The sequence below is a fragment of the Paenibacillus sp. NPDC058898 genome (assembly GCF_049316025.1).
GTDB lineage: Bacteria > Bacillota > Bacilli > Paenibacillales > Paenibacillaceae > Paenibacillus_AQ.
In genome coordinates this window covers 704,609-722,931 of sequence record NZ_JBMOSM010000001.1, presented here as the reverse complement: position 1 = coordinate 722,931, position 18,323 = coordinate 704,609, and the positions used below count along the sequence as shown (strand labels likewise).

Sequence of the window (18,323 nt, the reverse complement as noted above, 5' to 3'; positions counted from 1 at the left end):
GTTAATTGTGCAAATTAGGGGGAAATGGGATGAACAAATTGGCAAAAATGCTTGTCCTTGGGTTGATCGCGCTGATGGTTTTTTCCGGATGTTCGAATGATTCCAAAAAATCCGATACCCATGAAGAGAATCAAGAAGTCTTGCGCTTTTCGGTCACGCTGCCTGCGAACGGTGTGGATAATCCAAATAGTCTGGTGGGCAAGGAATGGCACAAACGCATGGAAGCTTATATGGGCAAAAAGGTAGAAATCAAATATAACTATATTCCGTCTTCCGAGTATGACGAAAAGGTCAAGCTTATGATCGCAAGCGACGATCTGACGGATTTCTTCGTGACGCCTTTATTCTATGATACGACCGAAATGGCCGAACAAGGCCAGCTTCTCGAGTTAGGCCAGTATCAAGATTTAATGCCGAACTATATGAACTACATTAGCAAGGTGAAGAACGGGATGAAGCGGGTAACGGATGCCGACGGCAACATGTTCACCTTTAAAGAAACCTCCACGCCCAGATTCCCCGAGGATCGCGGCATGCTCATCCAGAATACGTCTGCTTACCGCTATGACGTGTTCGAGGCCAATAACATCAAAATTCCGGAAACGCTCGATGAATTTTATGGGGCTGCCAAAAAACTTAAAGAGCTCTACCCCGATAAATATCCCGTTGCGACAAAATGGAACAGCTTGAGATCGCTGTTCTCCGCGAACCATATCCGGGATGAAATTTTTTGGGACGGCGAGAAATACGTATACGGAATTCTGGATGAAGGATATAAAGATGCGCTCCAATTTGCGAATAAGCTGTATGCGGAGAAACTGTTAGATCCGGAGTATACCATTGATACAGACGATACGCTGAAAAGAAAAGCGCTAAACGGCGACAACCTCATGTGGCTGACGCAGTGGTTTACGACGCCGGCCGAGTACACGAGAACGGCCGACGACGGGAAGATTTTCGCGGTTTCGTTGTATCCCGACAATCCGAAGTACGGAAAAGCCTGGCAGGAGGTTGTGAACGGCAATACCCCTGACTTGGGCTGGGGAGTCTACGGCGTAAGCTCGAAAGTTAAAAACCCTGAAGAATTGATCAAATTCATCGATTATCAATATTCGGATGAAATGATCCAGCTCATCACTTGGGGAATCGAGGGCACAACCTATACGATCGGGGAAGACGGCGTTCCGACCTTTGTCGACTCGCTGAAAACGGCCAAGGATCCCTGGTTGGAGGGCGATAAATACGGCATGCGCGCTAGCCGAAACCATAACCCCGGCTTGCAGATGGTGAGCGACGCAAGAGCGTTCGTGGATTTTGCCGCGACAGACTATACGGTATTTAACGGCAAATATGAAGAGGTGCCGATTGAGAAGGCGGAATTCCTGACGAGTCTGCCTATGCCCGAGAACGACTATGTTCCTTCCTGGTTGAGCGAGCCGTCGATTCAACTCACGGGCAGTGAAAGCCAGCGGGTCTCGGAGATTATGAACCCGATCAAGACGTTCGTTACGGAAGAACAGGCTAAATTCGTAGCAGGCAAAAACAGCTTCGACAATTGGCAGGCATTCATCGATAAGGTCCAAAAAATGGGCAACATTGATGAAGCGCTGAAAATCTATAATGATGCTGCACAAAGAGCGCTAGGAAACGAATAGAAATCGTCCCTCCGCTGCAAGGCCGCCGCGGAGGGGCGGTATATCGCAAGGCGATAGGATCATAGATAACGAAACATAGGATGTGAGAAACCTTGAATGAAAAGAAAGAGATTTTATTCCATGTGGAAAAGCTGCTAAACAAAAGAGATCAATTTATGATGACGAAGCTTTCTGTTATCGATTTTTCCGGTTTTACGACAATGGAACAACTGTTCATCCATGAAATGGATGGACGACCGTTTGAGAGTTTCGCTCCGGGTCAGCGGTGGGGAGAAAATTGGGGATACGGCTGGTTCCGCTCGAACATTATCGTTCCCAAAGAGGCCGAAGGCAAACGGCTTGTGGCCATGCTTGATTTCGGATCCGAAGCGACCGTATACATTAACGGCATCGTTAGCGGTGCAAAGGACCTTAACCATCATTACGTAACGTTAACAATTTCGGCGAAAGCCGGCGAGGCATTTGAAATCGTCGCGGAGGCGTATGCCGGCCATTCGGATTCCAGGCCGATGTTCGGAGAGTCACAGCTTTGCGTTTTTGAAGAGGAGGTCTACCAGTTTTTCATCGATTTGGAATGTTTGTATGATCTTCGCAAACATCTGGATGCCAAATCCCTCCGCGTTGCGGAGATTGATCGTTGCCTGACTCAGGTGTTCGCGACGATCGACCTGACCCTGCGTCAGGAATCGCTCTGTGAGAACGCAAAGCAGTGCCGGAAGTTGATGGAGCCGCTCCTCTCCTGCGTGAACGGTTCAACGGCGCCGACCCTGTACCTGATGGGACAGTCCCACCTGGATGTCGCCTGGCTGTGGCCGATCGCGGAGACAAAGCGGAAGATTGCGCGGACCATGTCCAATCAGCTGGCGCTCATGGACGAATACCCGGAATACACGTATACCCAGAGCCAGCCGTATTTGTTCCAAGTGGTCAAGACGCTGTATCCGGAGCTTTATACGCGCATCAAACAGGCGGTAAAGGAAGGGAGGATCATTCCCGAAGGCTCCATGTGGGTGGAGCCCGATACGAATCTGCCCAGCGGCGAGAGCCTGATCCGTCAGGCGCTGCACGGCAAGCGGTTCTTCAAGGACGAATTCGGCGTGGACAACGAGATGCTGTGGCTGCCTGATGTATTCGGCTATTCCGGGAACCTGCCGCAAATTATGAAGGGCTGCGGGATCCATTATTTCGCGTCTACAAAATTGTTCGGTACTTATGATAATGTAGCGGATCCGTTCCCGCATAATACGTTCATGTGGGAAGGGATCGACGGTTCGCAAATTTTGACGCATCTGATGAATTACGGCGATTACTATCCAATTCGGATCAACCCGTCGTTCTTGATCCATCAGTGGAGCGATCGCGTCCAGCTTGAAGGAATTTCCACACGTCTCACCCAGTTCGGACACGGTGACGGAGGCGGCGGATCCAATCGGGACGATCTCGAGTTTATGCGCAGGCTCGGCAATTTGGAGGGCGTCCCCAAGACAAAGCATGGCTCGCCGATCGAATTTTTTGAGGATCAGATCGAAAAAGGCATTCCTGACGCCAAATATGTAGGAGAGCTCTATTATCCCGCTCATCGCGGGACTTACACGACGCAAGCGATCATCAAAAAGCTAAACCGGAAGGCGGAAATCGGTTTCCGCGAGGTGGAGCTTTGGGGGGCTGCGGCGGAGCTGCTTAATAACCGAGCTTACCCTTACGAGGACTTGGAACGGTTATGGAAGGTTCTGCTGCTGAACCAATTCCACGATATTCTGCCGGGCTCCTCCATTCATCGCGTCCACGAAGAGGCGCAGTTGGAGCTGAAGGAATTGAATCAGAACGTATATGACATGGCTTCAGACGCAAGAGATGCGCTCACGGACGACGACGCCTCCCGGGTTACCGTCTTTAACTCGCTGTCCTGGCCGAGAAAGGAACTGGTCGCGTTACCTGCCGGCATCCATGGAATTGCGGATGAGAATGGAGTGGTTCTGCCGGTGCAAATGCACGAAGGCCTTCGTTACGCCGAGGTAGAGGCGCCTTCCATGGGCTGGTCAACGTACAAGACTGAAGAAGTGGAAGCGGGAGATGCTCCAGCAACGTCTGCGGTCCTTGCAACGGAATCGCGTCTAGAGAACGAATGGATTGCGCTCGAAATGAACGAACTGGGAGAGTTGACTCGTATTTTTGACAAGGAGACCAGCACGGAATGGGCGGCGGATCGCTGCAACGTCATGCGGATGTATCGGGATCAAAATTCGGATTTCGATGCCTGGGAGATCGATCGACGCTACCGCTTGGCACCCGTCGAGCTGGATGCGAGCGCCAAGGTATCCGTTACCGCGAACGGACCGCTCTTCGCCAATATTCGGGTTGAGCGCGAACTGAACCAATCGACCATGGTCCAGGATATCCGTTTGCGCGCCGGCAGCCGCCGGGTGGAATTCCATACGACGGTTCACTGGTGCGAGAAGAACAAGCTGCTAAAAGTCGATTTCCCGGTTCGCGTTCACACAAACGAGTCGCTGCAGGAAATTCAGTTCGGTTACGTCAAGCGGCCGAATCATGCTTCGCGTCCGCATGATGCGGATCGTTACGAAGTGGTTCAGCATAAATGGTCGGCGCTTGCTGAAGCGAATCGCGGCTTCGCGCTGCTGAACGATTGCAAATACGGGATTGCCGTCAACGGCAACACGATGAGCCTAACTCTGCTTCGGGCTCCGACGTGGCCGGATGAGACGTCCGATCAAGGGACGCACCATTTTGCATATGGATTTACGTTCTGGAACGGCGCGTTCCTGGATAGTCCTGTCGTGCGGGAAGCTTACGAACTGAACTATCCCGTCAACCTTGCGTCTGGAGGAGGCCGGGAGGCGCAATCGCTGCTCTCCATCGATCAAGCCAATGTGATCGCGGAGACGGTCAAGCTTGCCGAAGACGGATCGGGCGATTGGATCGTGCGTCTGTACGAGAGCAAGGGAGCTTCTGTAGCGTGCGGGCTTCACTTCGGGCTGTCCATTGCGGCGGTTTATGAGACAACTATGCTGGAGGAGAAGTTGGCGGCTTTGCCGCACGAGGGCGAAGAGGTATCACTTCAGTTCCGTCCGTTCGAGGTGAAGACGATCAGGCTCCGGCCGAATGGGAGGAATAGGGGATGAAGCTGAACGAAGGACAGCGCCTGGTCATGATCGGCGACTCGATCACGGACTGTGAACGTAAATATCCGTATGGAGAAGGGCTGTTCCAAGGTGTCGGCAAAGGGTATGCCGCACTCGTAGACGGGATGCTGGAGGCGATTAGCTTCGATTGGTCGCGAATGCGCATGGGTTCCTGACGTCAACTGCCTTAGTTGGAATAATTCCTACTATATATTAGGGGGGACAGGGAAATCGGACTTCATTGATATTCATAAGCAGATTTATGGGTTCGAAAGACATTTCTTTACAGAGAACAGCCGCGCAGCTTGTGCGGCTGTTACTCACAAAGATTAATGTATTCGCTTACATAATGTGCTTCGAGACGGAGCTTCCTCATATCGCAAGACAAAACTCCCGTTAAATGGTCTGGTTTCATTGAATAAGCATGTGGATAGATGTTTTTATTGCTCGATCTGGAACATCGCATTGCTCCCATGCTGCGAAAGGAGGTGGTTAGTGAGGAGTTCATCAACGGAGAAGCAATGCCGCTCAGTGTCGCTTCGATCGCTTGGACGCGATAAACCAAACACATCCAGAGGTATTTCGTAACCATGGCAGTAGAAATATGGATTGAACAGACGGTATCGGGTCAGAGCAACGATTTCTTCTATCAAAAGGCCAAAAGTTCGGGAGGTATGAGAAATGAAAATGAAACAGTGGAAACGTGCGGGGATATGGACTTGTATCCTGCTGATGGCCATGACGGCGCCGGGCGCCGCGATGGCAGCGCAGGCGGCGGGAAGCAGCGCCGAGCCGAATGTGAGCAGCGAGAAGATAAAGGTCCAGGGGCCATTCATGATCAAGGTGGTGGATGCCGAGACAGGCAGGGGCATCCCACATGTCCAACTGAAGACGACGAACAGTGTGTTGTATTATACGGACAGTGCCGGTATTGTGGCATTTGACGAGCCAGGTCTGATGGATCAGACGGTCTTCTTCCATATGTCGAGTGACGGCTACGACATTCCTGCCGATATGTTTGGCTACCGGGGGCAGGCTGTAGAGGTTAAGCCAAATGGCAGTGTAACGCTCGAGATGAATCGGATCAACATTGCAGAGCGGCTGTACCGGCTGACAGGCCAAGGCATTTATCGCGACAGCTTACTCGTTGGCCAGAAGCCGCCCATTAAGGAGCCGCTGATCAACGGCTTGGTCATGGGACAGGATTCCGTGCAGACGATCGAGTACAACAATAAACTGTACTGGTTCTGGGGCGATACGGACAGACCAGCCTATCCGCTGGGGAACTTCCGCGTGACGGGTGCGACTTCCAAGCTTCCCAGTAAGGGGGGACTGGACCCGGATGTCGGTGTGAATCTGGACTATTTTACGAATCAAGACGGTTTCGTCAAAAGTTTGGTGCCGCCTCTGCCTGATGGTGCAGGCATAGCCTGGGTATTCGGTCTGATGACCGCCAAGGACAGCGCCGGACAGGAACGTCTGCTCGCTGGCTACAGCACGCACAATCCTGAACCCACCGCCTTCGGTATTCTTGCCTTTAACGACACGACGAAGGAGTTCGAGCAGGTCGTCCAGTTCCCTTCCAAAGACGACTGGCGCCATCCGGGCGGACAGGCGACCTTCTACGAGGAGGAGGGGAAGGGATACTGGCTCTTTACCGAACACCGAATTCCGAATTTGCGCGTTGCTGCCAGCTATGACGCCATCATCGACTATACCCAATACGAATCGTTTACTTGCCTGACGCCGGGAACGACATACAACGGGGCTCAAACGTCGCTGGAACGCGACGCGGACGGTAAGCTCGTATGGGGCTGGAAAAAGGACACTCAGCCGCTCAACCAAGAACAAGAGAAAGAGCTGATCCAATTAGGGCTGATCAAAGCTGACGACCCGCGTTATTATCAATTGAAGGATATCGATACTGGTGAAGACGTTCAAATCGCCCAAAGCTCCATTGAATGGAATGAATATCGGCAGCGTTACGTGATGATCGCGCAGCAGATACAAGGCAAGACATCGGTACTTGGGGAAGTCTGGTACGCGGAAGCACCATCGCCTCAAGGTCCTTGGACCAATGCCAAGCATATCGTTACGCATAACGACTATACTTTTTATAACGTAGCCCAGCATGAATACTTCAACAAGGACGGCGGCCGGGTCATCTACTTCGAAGGAACCTATACGAATACATTCACGAATCATGTCCCAACGCCACGGTATAACTACAATCAGATCATGTATAAACTCGACTTGGCGAATCCGAAGCTGGGGCTTGAGCCGGTTCAAGAAACGAACGGTAAATAGCGCCAGGGCGCCAGAGCTTTTTGGATAAACGAATAAGGACCTTTCCGTAAGCACTGTGGGGCTTTACCAGAAAGGTCCTTTTCGACTTGGATCTGTTCCTGCGGAACAAGCATACTTAGCTGCCGCTTCTCCATGATAAGCTGGCAAGCGCGATATCTTAACTAGGGGAGTCCCCGTGGATTTCCCGATACTGCTTCGGAGTTAGATTCGTGAACTTCTTGAATGCGGAAAAAAAATGCCCTTTGGATATGAAACCGCATTGATCTGCAATCCCCAGCACCGAGAGCTGGCTGGAGATCAGTTTCTCCTTCACTCTCTCGATTCGTTCCTGAAGGATGTACTCGGACAATGACACGTTCATGATCTCTTTGAATAACTGCCGGATATAGCTGACGGAGAAGGAAAAATTGTCGGCTATCTGCTCGATCGATAATTGCGCATCCTGCAAGTGGTTATCCACGTATTCTTTAATCTCCAAGACGATCTCTTCCTTGCGGTTCGAAGATTTCGGAACTTCGGTCTCGGATGCGAGCTTCGTGACGATGCTCTCCAGCCATGCTTGAAACTCGGACAGCGTGCTGTACCGCTCGAGTAATTGATGAATGCTGCTGATCTCGTGCAGGATGCTGGATTTGTTGAAGTTCTTGAGCAAATCGTAGGTAAAGTAGGTCAGGTTAAGCTTACAGTCGCGATAAGGAAGCTCATGGACGTGCTTCATCTGCTGACGCAGCAGAACGAGCGCGGTCTCCGGGCGGCCGCGGCGGATCGACTTGATGATCTCGGCTGTCTCCAGCGCCTCAGACGCAGAAGGATACCCTGCCATAAACTCTTCATAATCGCTCTCCAGAAAAATTTGCTTCTCTCCGTTAAGAAATCGCAGTTTCGTCAATTCGTAGATATGATCATAGATGTTTCGGATATTGGCGCCGAAGTCATAGGCATTGCTGACTGCAGCCGTTGTATCAACGTTCAGGATACGTGCGACCTGATTCTGCGTCTCCGCCAGAAGACGTTGTAGTTGAAGCCCGCCCGATGCATGGCCACCAACGACCAGAATGATATGGTCGCCACCCATATCCAAGCCTTCGGCCGCATAAGAACCTGCACCAAACACTTCTTCGCTAATATTGCGTATGGCGTACTTGATCAATTTCCGGGAGGGGAAATCGTAACGTTCGCAAAAGACCGTATAGGCTTCGATCCGAAGAACGGCTAAAAACAGAACGTTGCAGGAAGCGAGCTTGGTCTGGGTATGGATATATTCATAGCCCTTGGTACCCGGCGTCCCGTGCAGCATCCACTGGGCGAGTAGTTCCGTTCGAACGAGCTCGGATTGGTTTCTCATGGATGCATGAAGCTGCTCCACGTTGATCAGCAGCATATCGATGCCGTCGTGGATCCATTGGATATCCGGCTTGGCATCGAACGTGGAGTTTGCGAATGCAACCTTTCCCTTCAGCTTTTCCGACAAGAAGGTGATGGAACGCAAGGAACGGCGAGAACTCCAGAAGAACAACAAGGAGAGGAGTGCCAGTAGCAGCAATGTATACGTTATCAATTTGTGCTGGAATAAGGAGATGTGGCGTGTCAAAATATGATACTCGTTCGAGTAGTATACCGACCAATTTTCAGTAGTCAGCTTGGCTGTATTGACGAACCATCTCTGATGGGGGAGCCGAACTTGAAAATCGCTGTCCTGCTGCTCCTGGCTTGCTTGATAAAGCCGTTCGCTCAGCGCGGGATTGGATACGCCCAATAGAAGTTTCCCATGCTCGTCGAGAATCCGAATGTCTTGCTCCGAGGCGATCGTTTGGCCGAACAGAAGCTTCGACAGCAGCGGTTTATCAACGAGCAGCACGAGATAGAAGTCAGACGGCTTCTCGGGGGTTGCGGGCAGAATAAGGGCCAGGGAGTCCGAGCCATCCAGCGAATGATTAAAGAAGCGCAAATATTGGGGGTGGAATGACTTCACACGCTCCAGCATGCTCGGGTCGGCAAAGGATTCATTGCGGACGATTCCGGCTTTGGAATCGACGACAAGATTGTGCTTCAAATTAATCAGATAGGATCGCTGGATGAGTGGTTCGGTGGACATGAAGTTGGATTGGGCGACGAGCGCAGCATGGTCGATGAGCGGATCTTTGCTTGTATTGAAGAACCAGTTCTGAATATTCTGATCGGCGTACATGCTGAGCCCGTTAGCTTTCAAATTGCCGAGAATCATTTCGGCCTTCGAAGCCAGGTTGTTGACTTCGTTCTGCGAATTGCTGCGCACCTCCAGCATGGTGTATTTTGCGAATTCTGCAGACAGTAAATAGACGAAAGGAATCATGGAACAGATCAGAACGGTGGTCAGTACAAGAAAGGTTCGAAAATAGGTCTTCTGTAAAATAGGTTTGATCTTCATATATAAGCCAGCACCCCTTGCTGATGGATTGACGGTTTAAGGGTATAACGTAACGGTTCGATAGAAAGAAACGAGCCGTGACCTCTTTACTCAATCATATCCCGACCCTTGTGTGAAGTCCTCATTTTGACAAAGTAGAAATTAAGATGATGCTGAAAGCCCGATTTACCGCACAATCCTTAGGTTGAATACCCATTGTGACACAATGAGGACTATTCCGAATTCCTCCTTCCGTACATAATAAACACTGTCAGGATATGGCCACATCGGACAGACCAGATCGAATGGAGGGATACTATAAATTGAGAATGTTTAGGGATCTTGTAAAGAACCGGGGCTTGTATACGATGGCGATACCGGGAATCATCTTTCTCGTTGTCTTCTCCTATGTTCCTCTGTCCGGACATCTGCTAGCGTTCAAGGACTTTCAGATCAGCAAAGGCATATGGGGCAGTGATTGGGTGGGGCTGGACAACTTTCGCTTCTTTTTCTCCAATCGGGATTGGATTCAAGTGACGGTCAATACGGTTTATTTAAATGCGCTGTTCATTATTTTTGAGATGGTGTTTGCGCTTCTCATTGCTCTTTTCTTGAATGAGATTCGCTTGAAATGGTTTAAACGCACGATCCAATCCGTCATCTTCCTTCCTTATTTCATTTCCTGGGTCGTCGTCGGGTATATGGCATTCATTTTATTCAACAATACGGACGGCCTGATTAACCGCGTGCTGGGCATGACCGGGCTTCAGGCTGTCGATTGGTACCAGACCCCCTGGGTATGGCCGATTATTCTAACCTTAACGCGAATCTGGAAGAGTGCCGGTTACTACTCGATTATTCTGCTCGCTGCCATTACAGGTTTCTCCACCGATTATTATGAGAGCGCCCGCCTGGATGGAGCCACGAGGCTGCAGCAGATGAAATACATTACGCTGCCCTTGCTGAAGCCGCAAATCATCATTCTCGTCCTTTTGGGAGTCGGACGGATCTTCTACGGGGATTTCGGCATGATCTACGGAATTATCGGGGACAACGGAATTCTATTCCCGACGACTGATGTCATCGATACATATTCCTATCGGGCGTTAAGGCAGCTTGGAAATTTTAGCATGTCATCGGCTATCATATTCTATCAGTCTATCATGGGGCTTATCGCCGTCGTTTCGTTTAATGCGTTGGTTCGGAAAATCGATAAAGACTCCAGATTATTTTAAGAGCTTGTTCAAAATGTCATCTTTCCATGACAAAGCAAATTATGAAGTGGACTCGACATCGAATCTTGAACTGACTTTTTGGACACGCACTTTAATTTCGCGGAATGTAAGGGAGGTGAATTCCAAATGAATCGTCCGGATGCTCTGATCCCGCCCCCACGAGTCCAACGGACAACCGAGTTCTCCGATAAAATGGCGGTGTTGTTGTTCGGACTGTTTTTGATTATATTTGCGTTGGCTTGTTTGCTTCCTTTTTGGCTGATGGTCATTAATTCGTTCTCCAGCACCCGAAGCTTGGCGGTGAACGGATACTCCATATGGCCCGCTGAATTTACGCTGGAGTCGTATCGTTTCCTCCTTCAGGGCAAGCAAATGTTTACCAGCTATGGCATCACCATTGCGGTAACAGCCATCGGAACCGTTATCGGCCTCGTCGTCACTGCGTTGTTTGCTTACGTGCTGGCCCATCCGAAGAACCGATACCGAGGCTTTCTCTCGTTTATGACCTACGTGCCGATGGTGTTTGGCTCGGGGCTCGTCGGCTTCTATCTTCTGGTCGTTCAATGGCTGCATCTGAAAGATACGCTGTGGGCGCTTGTGCTCCCTTACGTCATGAATCCGTTTTTTGCGTTTATCTTAGTCTCGTTCTATCGCTCGTTGCCTTATGAGCTGAACGAATCGGCTAACATGGACGGCGCCGGAGAGTGGACGATCTTCTTCAAAATTATCCGGCCGATCTCAACGCCGGTTATTGCAACGATCAGCTTGTTCTACGCACTGCAATATTGGAACGATTGGTGGCTGTCACTTCTGTTTATCGATAACAGCGATATGTACCCGCTTCAGCTGCTTCTTCGGCAGCTCATGTCGCAGATGCAGCTCACGTCGCTCAATCACGGCAATGTGCTTACGCTGCCGCCGGCGGAAGGGGTCAAGTTGGCAACGGTATGCCTGACGATCGGCCCAATTATACTTGTCTATCCAATGGTTCAGAAGTATTTTGTCAAAGGTCTGACGCTCGGTTCGGTGAAAGGTTGAATATAAGAGGTTGTTCAAAAAGCCGTCTTTGCATGACGAAGCAGGATCATGAAGCGGATTCGACGTCGAATCTTGAATTCAGCCGGGCCAAAGCGTATGTTCCCGAAGCATGTTTCCTGCGGAAACATTTCAGTTGCTCACGTAGCCTCCATTAAGCTAACGGACACCATAAACGCTATTAGCCCGCTTTGTGGTAGTTCCCGATTCTAACGGACCGGGGAGACCTTATTTCGGTCAAAAGAGGATAAATGGCCGCCATGAGGGACCAATAAGGCCTCTGGAGTCCGTTGCAGCGGGAAATAGCCGGGAAATGGGCAAATAAGGTCATTGCGGTCCGTTACGTTGCCGCGCTACCGGGCGTCCCTAGCTTCATCCAATCTTCTTGGTCCTAAAAACCTGACTTTTTGAACACGCACTATAAGATGATGATTTGAAGGGAGTAATTTACATGGCCAAATCAAAACGCAAGTTCTTGGCGACGACGCTGCTCGGACTAGCCATCGCATTGTCCGGGTGCTCCGGATCCGGCGGGGACGCATCCGCGCCGGGCGATTCCGGGGAAACTGGCGATCCGTCCCTTGAACTGGTCACTTTGGAGGTTGTCATTCCGGGGGCAAAGGGGGCTAACTATGACGAGGTGCTGACCGAAGTCAACAAGCGACTAAAAGCCGAAATCAATACGCAGGTTAAATTTACATTTGTCGACTTTGCAGATCTGAATCAGAAGACCAACGTCATGCTGGCTTCGGGAGAGAACGTGGATTTGATGTTTGATGCCCCGTGGCTGCATTTGGACACGATGGCTTCCCAGGGCTATTACGAAGAATTAAGCGAACTGCTGGAGCAATACGGCCCCAACGTAAAAAAGACGAGGCCGCAACAAATGTGGGACGCCAACAAAATTAACGGCAACATCTACGGCGTTCCCTTGGGAAGCGCCTATACTCAACAGAGAGCAGTCTTCATCCGAAAGGACCTGAGGGAGCAGTTCAACTTGCCGCCCGTAAAGACGTATGAGGATCTTAAAACTTATCTCTATGCCGTTCGTGACGGTAAGTCCGGTATTACACCGCTACTCGCAGGCGCAGACGACGTCACCTACAGCTGGGTCAACTGGCTGATCCGTGACGATACCAGCATCAACATTCGTCCAACGAATTTTGCTGGAGCCAGCTTGATGCTGTATTACAAGGGCAACGATGGGAAGGTCTACAACTTCTTTGAAACCCAGGAACCTAAGATCTGGTCCGGCATCCAGGATGTCCGCAAGCTGTTCGTGGACAAAGTCATGTCGCAGGACGTTTTGACGAATAAAAGCAGTCCGGCAGAAATGCAGCTTCAGAATAAAGTAGCGGCTACGCCCCAAATGGCCTTTGGGGTTCCCCAATCGTTCAACGACCAACTGAAACAGGTCGTTCCGAGCGGCGAGTTGGAAGCCGTGCGTCTGTTTGACCTTACCCAAGGGAAAAACATTTCCAATTTCAAGATGGATAACTTCATCTGCATTGTGAAGACAAGCAAGCATAAAGACCGCGCGATGATGTTCCTCGATTGGGCGAACAAGCAGGAGAATTATGATTTGCTGGAGCACGGCATCGAAGGAGTGAACTGGAAATCAACCGGCGAGCATCAATACGAAACGCTGAACAACGATGGCGGTATCATCTCGTTCCAGCTCATGTTGAATCCTACGTTAGAGCGGGAGTGGGCTGGTACGGACGAAGAGACTCAGAAGTACAGTCAATTCATTATGAAAGCCGACAACTTCACGAAGGACATCCTCACCGGCTTCACTTTCGATCCGACTCCGGTGAAGAACGAAGTGGCCCAGTTTGCGACTATTCAGGCCAAATACTATAGCGGACTATTTAACGGGGCGCTTGATCCGGACGAATACTTTGCCAGATTTAAAACGGAAGGCGAAGCGGTGCTCAAGCAAATCCAGACGGAGCTGCAGAATCAGGTCGATGCCTTCTTGGCAAAATAGAGATTGCTGTTCACTGGAACAATGCCTCTGTCCCCGATTTTGGAATCCTTACATCAATGTGGAGTGTCCCATGTGGAGCGAAAGTAGCTCAAAATGGCGAATAATGAACAAACAGAAACGGACTAGCGTATGACTTTACGCTAGTCCGTTTCTTTCTGCATCGACTCGCAAAATAAATCGAAAGTGATTATGAGGCATGTATAGATATTTTGACGAAATCGTCCTTGATAAGATTGGATCGCTTCGCATAGGAAGCGGTTCTTTTTGCGGGTCGTTGTTATTTTCTAACGGCTTCCGGTAAACGGGGCAGGACCGGAAATAACCTGACGGATCGTCGCGGCCAGGTGTTCGGCCATTTGCCGATGCTTCTTGACGGAGGGGTGCCCGCAGCCTCCCATTCCGTCTTCCGGCCGCTTGATGAGCGGAAACTCCACGAAATGAATGTTGTCGTCGCCTTCTTCGTGGAGACGCTGGACGAGAGCCTTCAAATGGGGAGCGGGATCCAGCGTCATCGGACCGATTGCGCAGAACAAAGGGGCCGATGGATATCTATCGCGAATAAAACCCGTCAATTTGCGATATTGTTCAAGGTAATCCGCAGGCTCGATGGGCGCGGACCAATCATTGGTTCCGAGATTAACGACAACCATTTCAGGATGAAACGGATCCATGGCTTGTTGATCGAGATCAGGACAGATGGTTTCCATGAAATAATCCGACATGCGGCCTTCCTGGCCACCGCCGAAATTCTGATAGCATCCCGTGCCGGACGCGCCCACAATCAAAGTTTCGGCATTCAAAAGTTGACCGGTCAGCGAGCTGTAAGCCAGCGCGATATTTTCGCGTGAAGCATCGCAGTCGCAGGGAATCTGCGCCTCGTTACCAAAGCCGCACGTGATCGAATCACCAATGATGAGCATCCGATGGGGCAGAGGGGACGGCGGACTTAGAAAGGTCCCGTTCTCCGTAGTTAAATCAGTAAATTTAATGCTGCCGAATGCCGCTTCCGTACGTTTCTGCAGCGTTAAGGTATGTGGCGAGTCCTCAAGGTCATCCGCAAGCTGGTACAGCCGGTTATCCGGATCGATTCTCATCACCCTTACCGGAAGATCGTCGATATAGACGTTAAGCCAGCTTTTCCCCTCTCCGTTGACATCCTCGATCTCGGCCGTTATTTCCCGTCCTTGAAAGCGCACGGTTATCGCACTTCCGGGAAGAAAACAGGAGATGCCATCCGGCTCTTGATGGAAGAGCCCGTGTCTCAGACTTAAATTCAAAAAGTCGAATTTCATAAACATACCTTCCTTTCAAGGATCTATTTAAGTAAAGAATTTATGCGTAAGGATTCTCACATGTAGACTCCCGAATCACCAAAGAAACGCCAGACAATATTTTCGTGTTTCCTCCAAGAGTTTTGCCTTGAATAACTTGGTGGAGTAAATGCGCAGCGTTTCTGCCGATTTCCTCGAAATCTTGCCGGACGGTAGACAATCCGATCGACAGGTTGCTGGCATGGTCCCAATCGTCGAATCCCATAATGGAAACATCCTGTGGAATTCTAATGCCGCGGTCCGTCAGCTTCTCGATCATTTCTATGGCAAGTTTGTCATTGCAGCAAAACAAAGCAGTAACATTCCGCATCAAAATACTGTCGGCTAGTGCGTCATAGTCCACGCGGGTCAGCAAGTTATCGTCGGTTAACGGAAACCCTGCCTGACGCATGGCGCTGCAATAGCCGGCGAACCGCTCCTGCTCGGAATGAAGAAAGAAGTGATAGCTTGCGAACTTTATTTTGGTGTGCTTCAGACGGATCAGCTCCCGGGTAGCCAGGATCGCTCCGTCATAATTGTTGCATCCGGAAAAATAGCTGGGATGATCCACATTGTACCGGTCTACCAATAGATAGGGGATGTTATTTTGTTCGATAAATAGGTAGTTATCCTTGCTCTGGATCGGATCGAACGGATAAATCAAGAAGCCGTCGACTTTCCGGTCCAGCATTTTCTGAATGGATGCTTGTTCAACGGCCAAATTTTCGTTGCTCCATTCCACGATTAAGGAGTAATTGAATTCGGCGGCCACTTGCTGGGCGCCTTTGATGATTCTCATATACGATACATCGTAATTGTCCTCCGCCGATAAAATGAACGCGATCAAGTGACTCGAATGGTCTGCGGCTTGATCTCCATTTACAAAAGAGCCCTTTCTTTTGATTCTGGTGATTACGCCCTCGTTGGCCAGTTCCGTCATTGCTTTTCGAATCGTTATTCCGCTTACATGAAATTGTTTCATAAGATCTTCTTCATTCGGCAGCTTATCGCCAGAGCGAAGCTTGCCGACTTGAATCTGATGCAGCAGCGCTTGTTTTACCTTCATGTACTTCGGCTCGTTCACAAAAATTCTCCTCTTTTACAGACTGGTGCTTAATCACGGTACTTCAAATGATTTTATAAAAGTATACTTTATTAATGCATTGAAATCAAGGCTGTTATCTTGAATTTCATGCACATGTATACGTATAAATTAAGGGAGTTTCATTGCTTTGTAATTGACTAGAAGTATATCGATTGATAATATAAATATAGTTAATAACTAATTAAAGTATACTTTAATTTGCACTATAAGGATTTCGTTAGTCTATGCAAAAGCTGAAGGGAGGAATTATGTTGGAGTTTAGTTTTATCAAATATGCCAGGCTGATGGGGAGATTCGATCTGACCGAGAAAGAGAAGCCGAAATGCGGATGGGTCAACAGCGCGGTTTTTGTTGCCTTCCGAGGTACGGTCATCTCGATGACGGCTGAGGATTCCGACGGCCAGGATTATGTTGAAATCGTAGTGGACGGTGTCGCTCGTAATTGGATCAATTTGAAGAAGGGGGTACATGAATACATAATCGAACAGGGGCTGCCGGAGGGTGAACACACTTTAGAGATCCACAAACGAACGGGGATCCTCACCGGAAGTATAGCATTTCATCATTTTTCTCTGCCTGACGGCGGAAGTTTCCTTGCCCCGCCCGCGGCAAAACCTGTCCGGCTTGAATACTTTGGGGATTCCATCACGGATGGAGCAGGGATCGGTCATCCGCATGTGCTCGCTGAAGCTCCGCATCTTGACGACGGATACATGTCCTATGTCGGGATCAGCGCCAGAATGTTGAATGCGGAATATCATACGATGGCCATATGCGGAATTGGCGTTTGGCAGGATGCGGTAGGGAACAAGCAAGGATTGGCGGAACATTTTTCGGGGACGCTCGGCAAAGGGACGGCGCCATGGGACTTTTCCCGGTATATGCCTGATGGAATCGTCATTAATTTGGGCCAGAACGATTATTCTACGCCAATTGACGATGAGGCGTATATTGCCGCTTATATTGAATTCATTCAGGTTATCCTGGAAAAGTATAACGATCCCTACGTCTTTTGCTGTGTCGGAACCATGAATAACAACTATCTTGCGAGCGTGAATAAGGTCGTGTCCTATTTCAATCAAAGCGGAAACGGGAAGGTATTCGTAGTTGATCTGGGGTTGATTCATCCGGAGGTGGAAGGATGGGGCGGCCGATATCATCCCGGCTATCAGACGCATTACCGAATGGGATGGGAACTAGCCTCTTTTATATCCGCCAAGACCGGATGGGAATTGCTTAAGCGCCCGTCGATCGCCACGGAATGCGTGTTCTGAAATCGCTCGTTTATTGGGAAGGAAACTTGTGATATATGGCTGCAACAAAAAATATATTGAGTTCAACAGACTTGCCCCGCTGCTTTGCTATTACAAGAACCGGATCCCATAATGTCCGGTTCTTGTATGTAATGAATTGCCCATATTATTTTCTTCGGACAACAAAGGTTCATGGCGTTAAACGTCATGAACCTTTTCTATTTTCGCTAATGATCCTTGATGACTCCTCATAATCCCAGGATCAAAATGTATCCTACCCTTACAAAAATGATCGGACCATACAAAAAAGTGCGTACTACAAGCATATGAGAGCCTGATAACCTACATATAGGATTTTGCTGAGCGGTACGATCGAAATCGAATGTTACTGTTAACAATCCCGTATAGAATAATGATCACCCCTATCCACTGAGGCCAGCTTATGTCTTCTTCCAGCACTAAAGAGGACATGGTAACGACAACCGGCAATTCGGATGACGTAAGAATGGTTCCCAATCCCGAACCAACAAAACTTATTTCCATCGCATTGCTTCTGGTTGGTTCCGTGTTGGCTGCCAATATCCTATTTCAGGTACCCTTGGCGTTGTCATGGCAGGGAAGCTTTTGGGGAATGCTTGCGGCATTATCCTTTTCCACATTCGTTTTTTTGAGTGGGTCGATTGAAAAGGAGACCCCTCCTATTTTAAAAAGCGCACTTCTTTCCACGGGAGGCGCATTGACCGTATTTATCGTATTTCCGCCAACGTTGTTGTTTGACTTGGATGTACTTATGGGAATCATTCCTTATGGATTAGCTCTGGGCATATTCAGCGGCGTCCTTCCACCATTTCTGTATTCAATTGGAATGCGCTGCAAACGGATCACCGCATAACATTAGCGGTTT

12 protein-coding genes and 1 pseudogene are annotated in these 18,323 nt (G+C 49.6%); 9 read left to right on the top strand and 4 right to left on the bottom strand.

The window, feature by feature from the left end:
- The first annotated feature begins 29 nt into the window (after positions 1-29).
- From ACOZB4_RS03030 to ACOZB4_RS03015, 4 genes are all read left to right on the top strand, one after another.
- Positions 30-1,655 (top strand): extracellular solute-binding protein, encoded by a 1,626-nt coding sequence (locus tag ACOZB4_RS03030; protein WP_379406094.1) that lies wholly within the window; start codon positions 30-32, stop codon positions 1,653-1,655.
- Between the two features lie 92 nt (positions 1,656-1,747).
- Complete coding sequence (locus tag ACOZB4_RS03025) at positions 1,748-4,798, top strand: alpha-mannosidase (protein ID WP_379406095.1); 3,051 nt, start codon at positions 1,748-1,750, stop codon at positions 4,796-4,798.
- Positions 4,795-4,974, top strand: a complete 180-nt coding sequence (locus ACOZB4_RS03020) for a hypothetical protein (RefSeq protein ID WP_379406096.1) — start codon at positions 4,795-4,797, stop codon at positions 4,972-4,974. The genes ACOZB4_RS03025 and ACOZB4_RS03020 overlap by 4 nt, the downstream gene beginning before the upstream one ends.
- Positions 4,975-5,479: 505 nt before the next feature.
- Positions 5,480-7,105 carry a hypothetical protein gene (locus tag ACOZB4_RS03015; protein WP_379406097.1) on the top strand — a complete coding sequence of 542 codons (1,626 nt, stop codon included), beginning with the start codon at positions 5,480-5,482 and terminating at the stop codon, positions 7,103-7,105.
- Between the two features lie 157 nt (positions 7,106-7,262).
- Here ACOZB4_RS03015 and ACOZB4_RS03010 read toward each other — a convergent pair whose 3' ends face one another.
- The gene (locus ACOZB4_RS03010; protein WP_379406098.1) at positions 7,263-9,512 is read right to left on the bottom strand and encodes an AraC family transcriptional regulator; all 2,250 of its coding nucleotides are present in this window, start codon (positions 9,510-9,512) and stop codon (positions 7,263-7,265) included.
- Positions 9,513-9,820: 308 nt separating this feature from the next.
- On the opposite strand from ACOZB4_RS03010, the gene ACOZB4_RS03005 reads away from it, so the two are divergent.
- From ACOZB4_RS03005 to ACOZB4_RS02995, 3 genes are all read left to right on the top strand, one after another.
- The gene (locus ACOZB4_RS03005; protein WP_422759467.1) at positions 9,821-10,726 is read left to right on the top strand and encodes an ABC transporter permease; all 906 of its coding nucleotides are present in this window, start codon (positions 9,821-9,823) and stop codon (positions 10,724-10,726) included.
- Between the two features lie 126 nt (positions 10,727-10,852).
- Complete coding sequence (locus ACOZB4_RS03000; protein WP_379406100.1) at positions 10,853-11,764, top strand: carbohydrate ABC transporter permease; 912 nt, start codon at positions 10,853-10,855, stop codon at positions 11,762-11,764.
- 448 nt (positions 11,765-12,212) lie between these two features.
- On the top strand, positions 12,213-13,751 hold the full coding sequence (locus ACOZB4_RS02995; protein WP_379406101.1) for an extracellular solute-binding protein: 1,539 nt from the start codon (positions 12,213-12,215) through the stop codon (positions 13,749-13,751).
- Positions 13,752-14,035: 284 nt separating this feature from the next.
- Here the strand turns inward: ACOZB4_RS02995 and ACOZB4_RS02990 are convergent, their stop codons facing one another.
- Entirely contained in the window at positions 14,036-15,043 is a 1,008-nt protein-coding gene (locus ACOZB4_RS02990; protein ID WP_379406102.1) for an SGNH/GDSL hydrolase family protein, read from the bottom strand.
- A gap of 40 nt (positions 15,044-15,083) precedes the next feature.
- Positions 15,084-16,145 (bottom strand): GntR family transcriptional regulator, encoded by a 1,062-nt coding sequence (locus ACOZB4_RS02985; protein ID WP_379406103.1) that lies wholly within the window; start codon positions 16,143-16,145, stop codon positions 15,084-15,086.
- 269 nt (positions 16,146-16,414) lie between these two features.
- On the opposite strand from ACOZB4_RS02985, the gene ACOZB4_RS02980 reads away from it, so the two are divergent.
- On the top strand, positions 16,415-17,440 hold the full coding sequence (locus tag ACOZB4_RS02980; RefSeq protein WP_379406104.1) for an SGNH/GDSL hydrolase family protein: 1,026 nt from the start codon (positions 16,415-16,417) through the stop codon (positions 17,438-17,440).
- Between the two features lie 321 nt (positions 17,441-17,761).
- Here the strand turns inward: ACOZB4_RS02980 and ACOZB4_RS02975 are convergent, their stop codons facing one another.
- Positions 17,762-17,962: an EamA family transporter gene (locus ACOZB4_RS02975; RefSeq protein WP_379406105.1), complete on the bottom strand. Its 201-nt coding sequence runs from the start codon at positions 17,960-17,962 to the stop codon at positions 17,762-17,764.
- Between ACOZB4_RS02975 and ACOZB4_RS02970 the strand changes: the two are divergent.
- Positions 17,937-18,287: pseudogene (locus tag ACOZB4_RS02970) on the top strand (EamA/RhaT family transporter); the annotation flags it as partial. The gene ACOZB4_RS02975 and the pseudogene ACOZB4_RS02970 sit on opposite strands and share 26 nt — an antisense overlap.
- Positions 18,288-18,323: the final 36 nt, after the last annotated feature.

Coding starts and splice junctions, on each gene's coding strand:
- ACOZB4_RS02990 (WP_379406102.1), bottom strand. CDS start 15,043: ATGAAATTCGACTTTTTGAATTTAAGTCTGAGACACGGGCTCTTCCAT.
- ACOZB4_RS03010 (WP_379406098.1), bottom strand. CDS start 9,512: ATGAAGATCAAACCTATTTTACAGAAGACCTATTTTCGAACCTTTCTT.
- ACOZB4_RS02995 (WP_379406101.1), top strand. CDS start 12,213: ATGGCCAAATCAAAACGCAAGTTCTTGGCGACGACGCTGCTCGGACTA.
- ACOZB4_RS02980 (WP_379406104.1), top strand. CDS start 16,415: ATGTTGGAGTTTAGTTTTATCAAATATGCCAGGCTGATGGGGAGATTC.
- ACOZB4_RS03005 (WP_422759467.1), top strand. CDS start 9,821: ATGTTTAGGGATCTTGTAAAGAACCGGGGCTTGTATACGATGGCGATA.
- ACOZB4_RS03000 (WP_379406100.1), top strand. CDS start 10,853: ATGAATCGTCCGGATGCTCTGATCCCGCCCCCACGAGTCCAACGGACA.
- ACOZB4_RS03015 (WP_379406097.1), top strand. CDS start 5,480: ATGAAAATGAAACAGTGGAAACGTGCGGGGATATGGACTTGTATCCTG.
- ACOZB4_RS02975 (WP_379406105.1), bottom strand. CDS start 17,962: ATGGAAATAAGTTTTGTTGGTTCGGGATTGGGAACCATTCTTACGTCA.
- ACOZB4_RS03030 (WP_379406094.1), top strand. CDS start 30: ATGAACAAATTGGCAAAAATGCTTGTCCTTGGGTTGATCGCGCTGATG.
- ACOZB4_RS03020 (WP_379406096.1), top strand. CDS start 4,795: ATGAAGCTGAACGAAGGACAGCGCCTGGTCATGATCGGCGACTCGATC.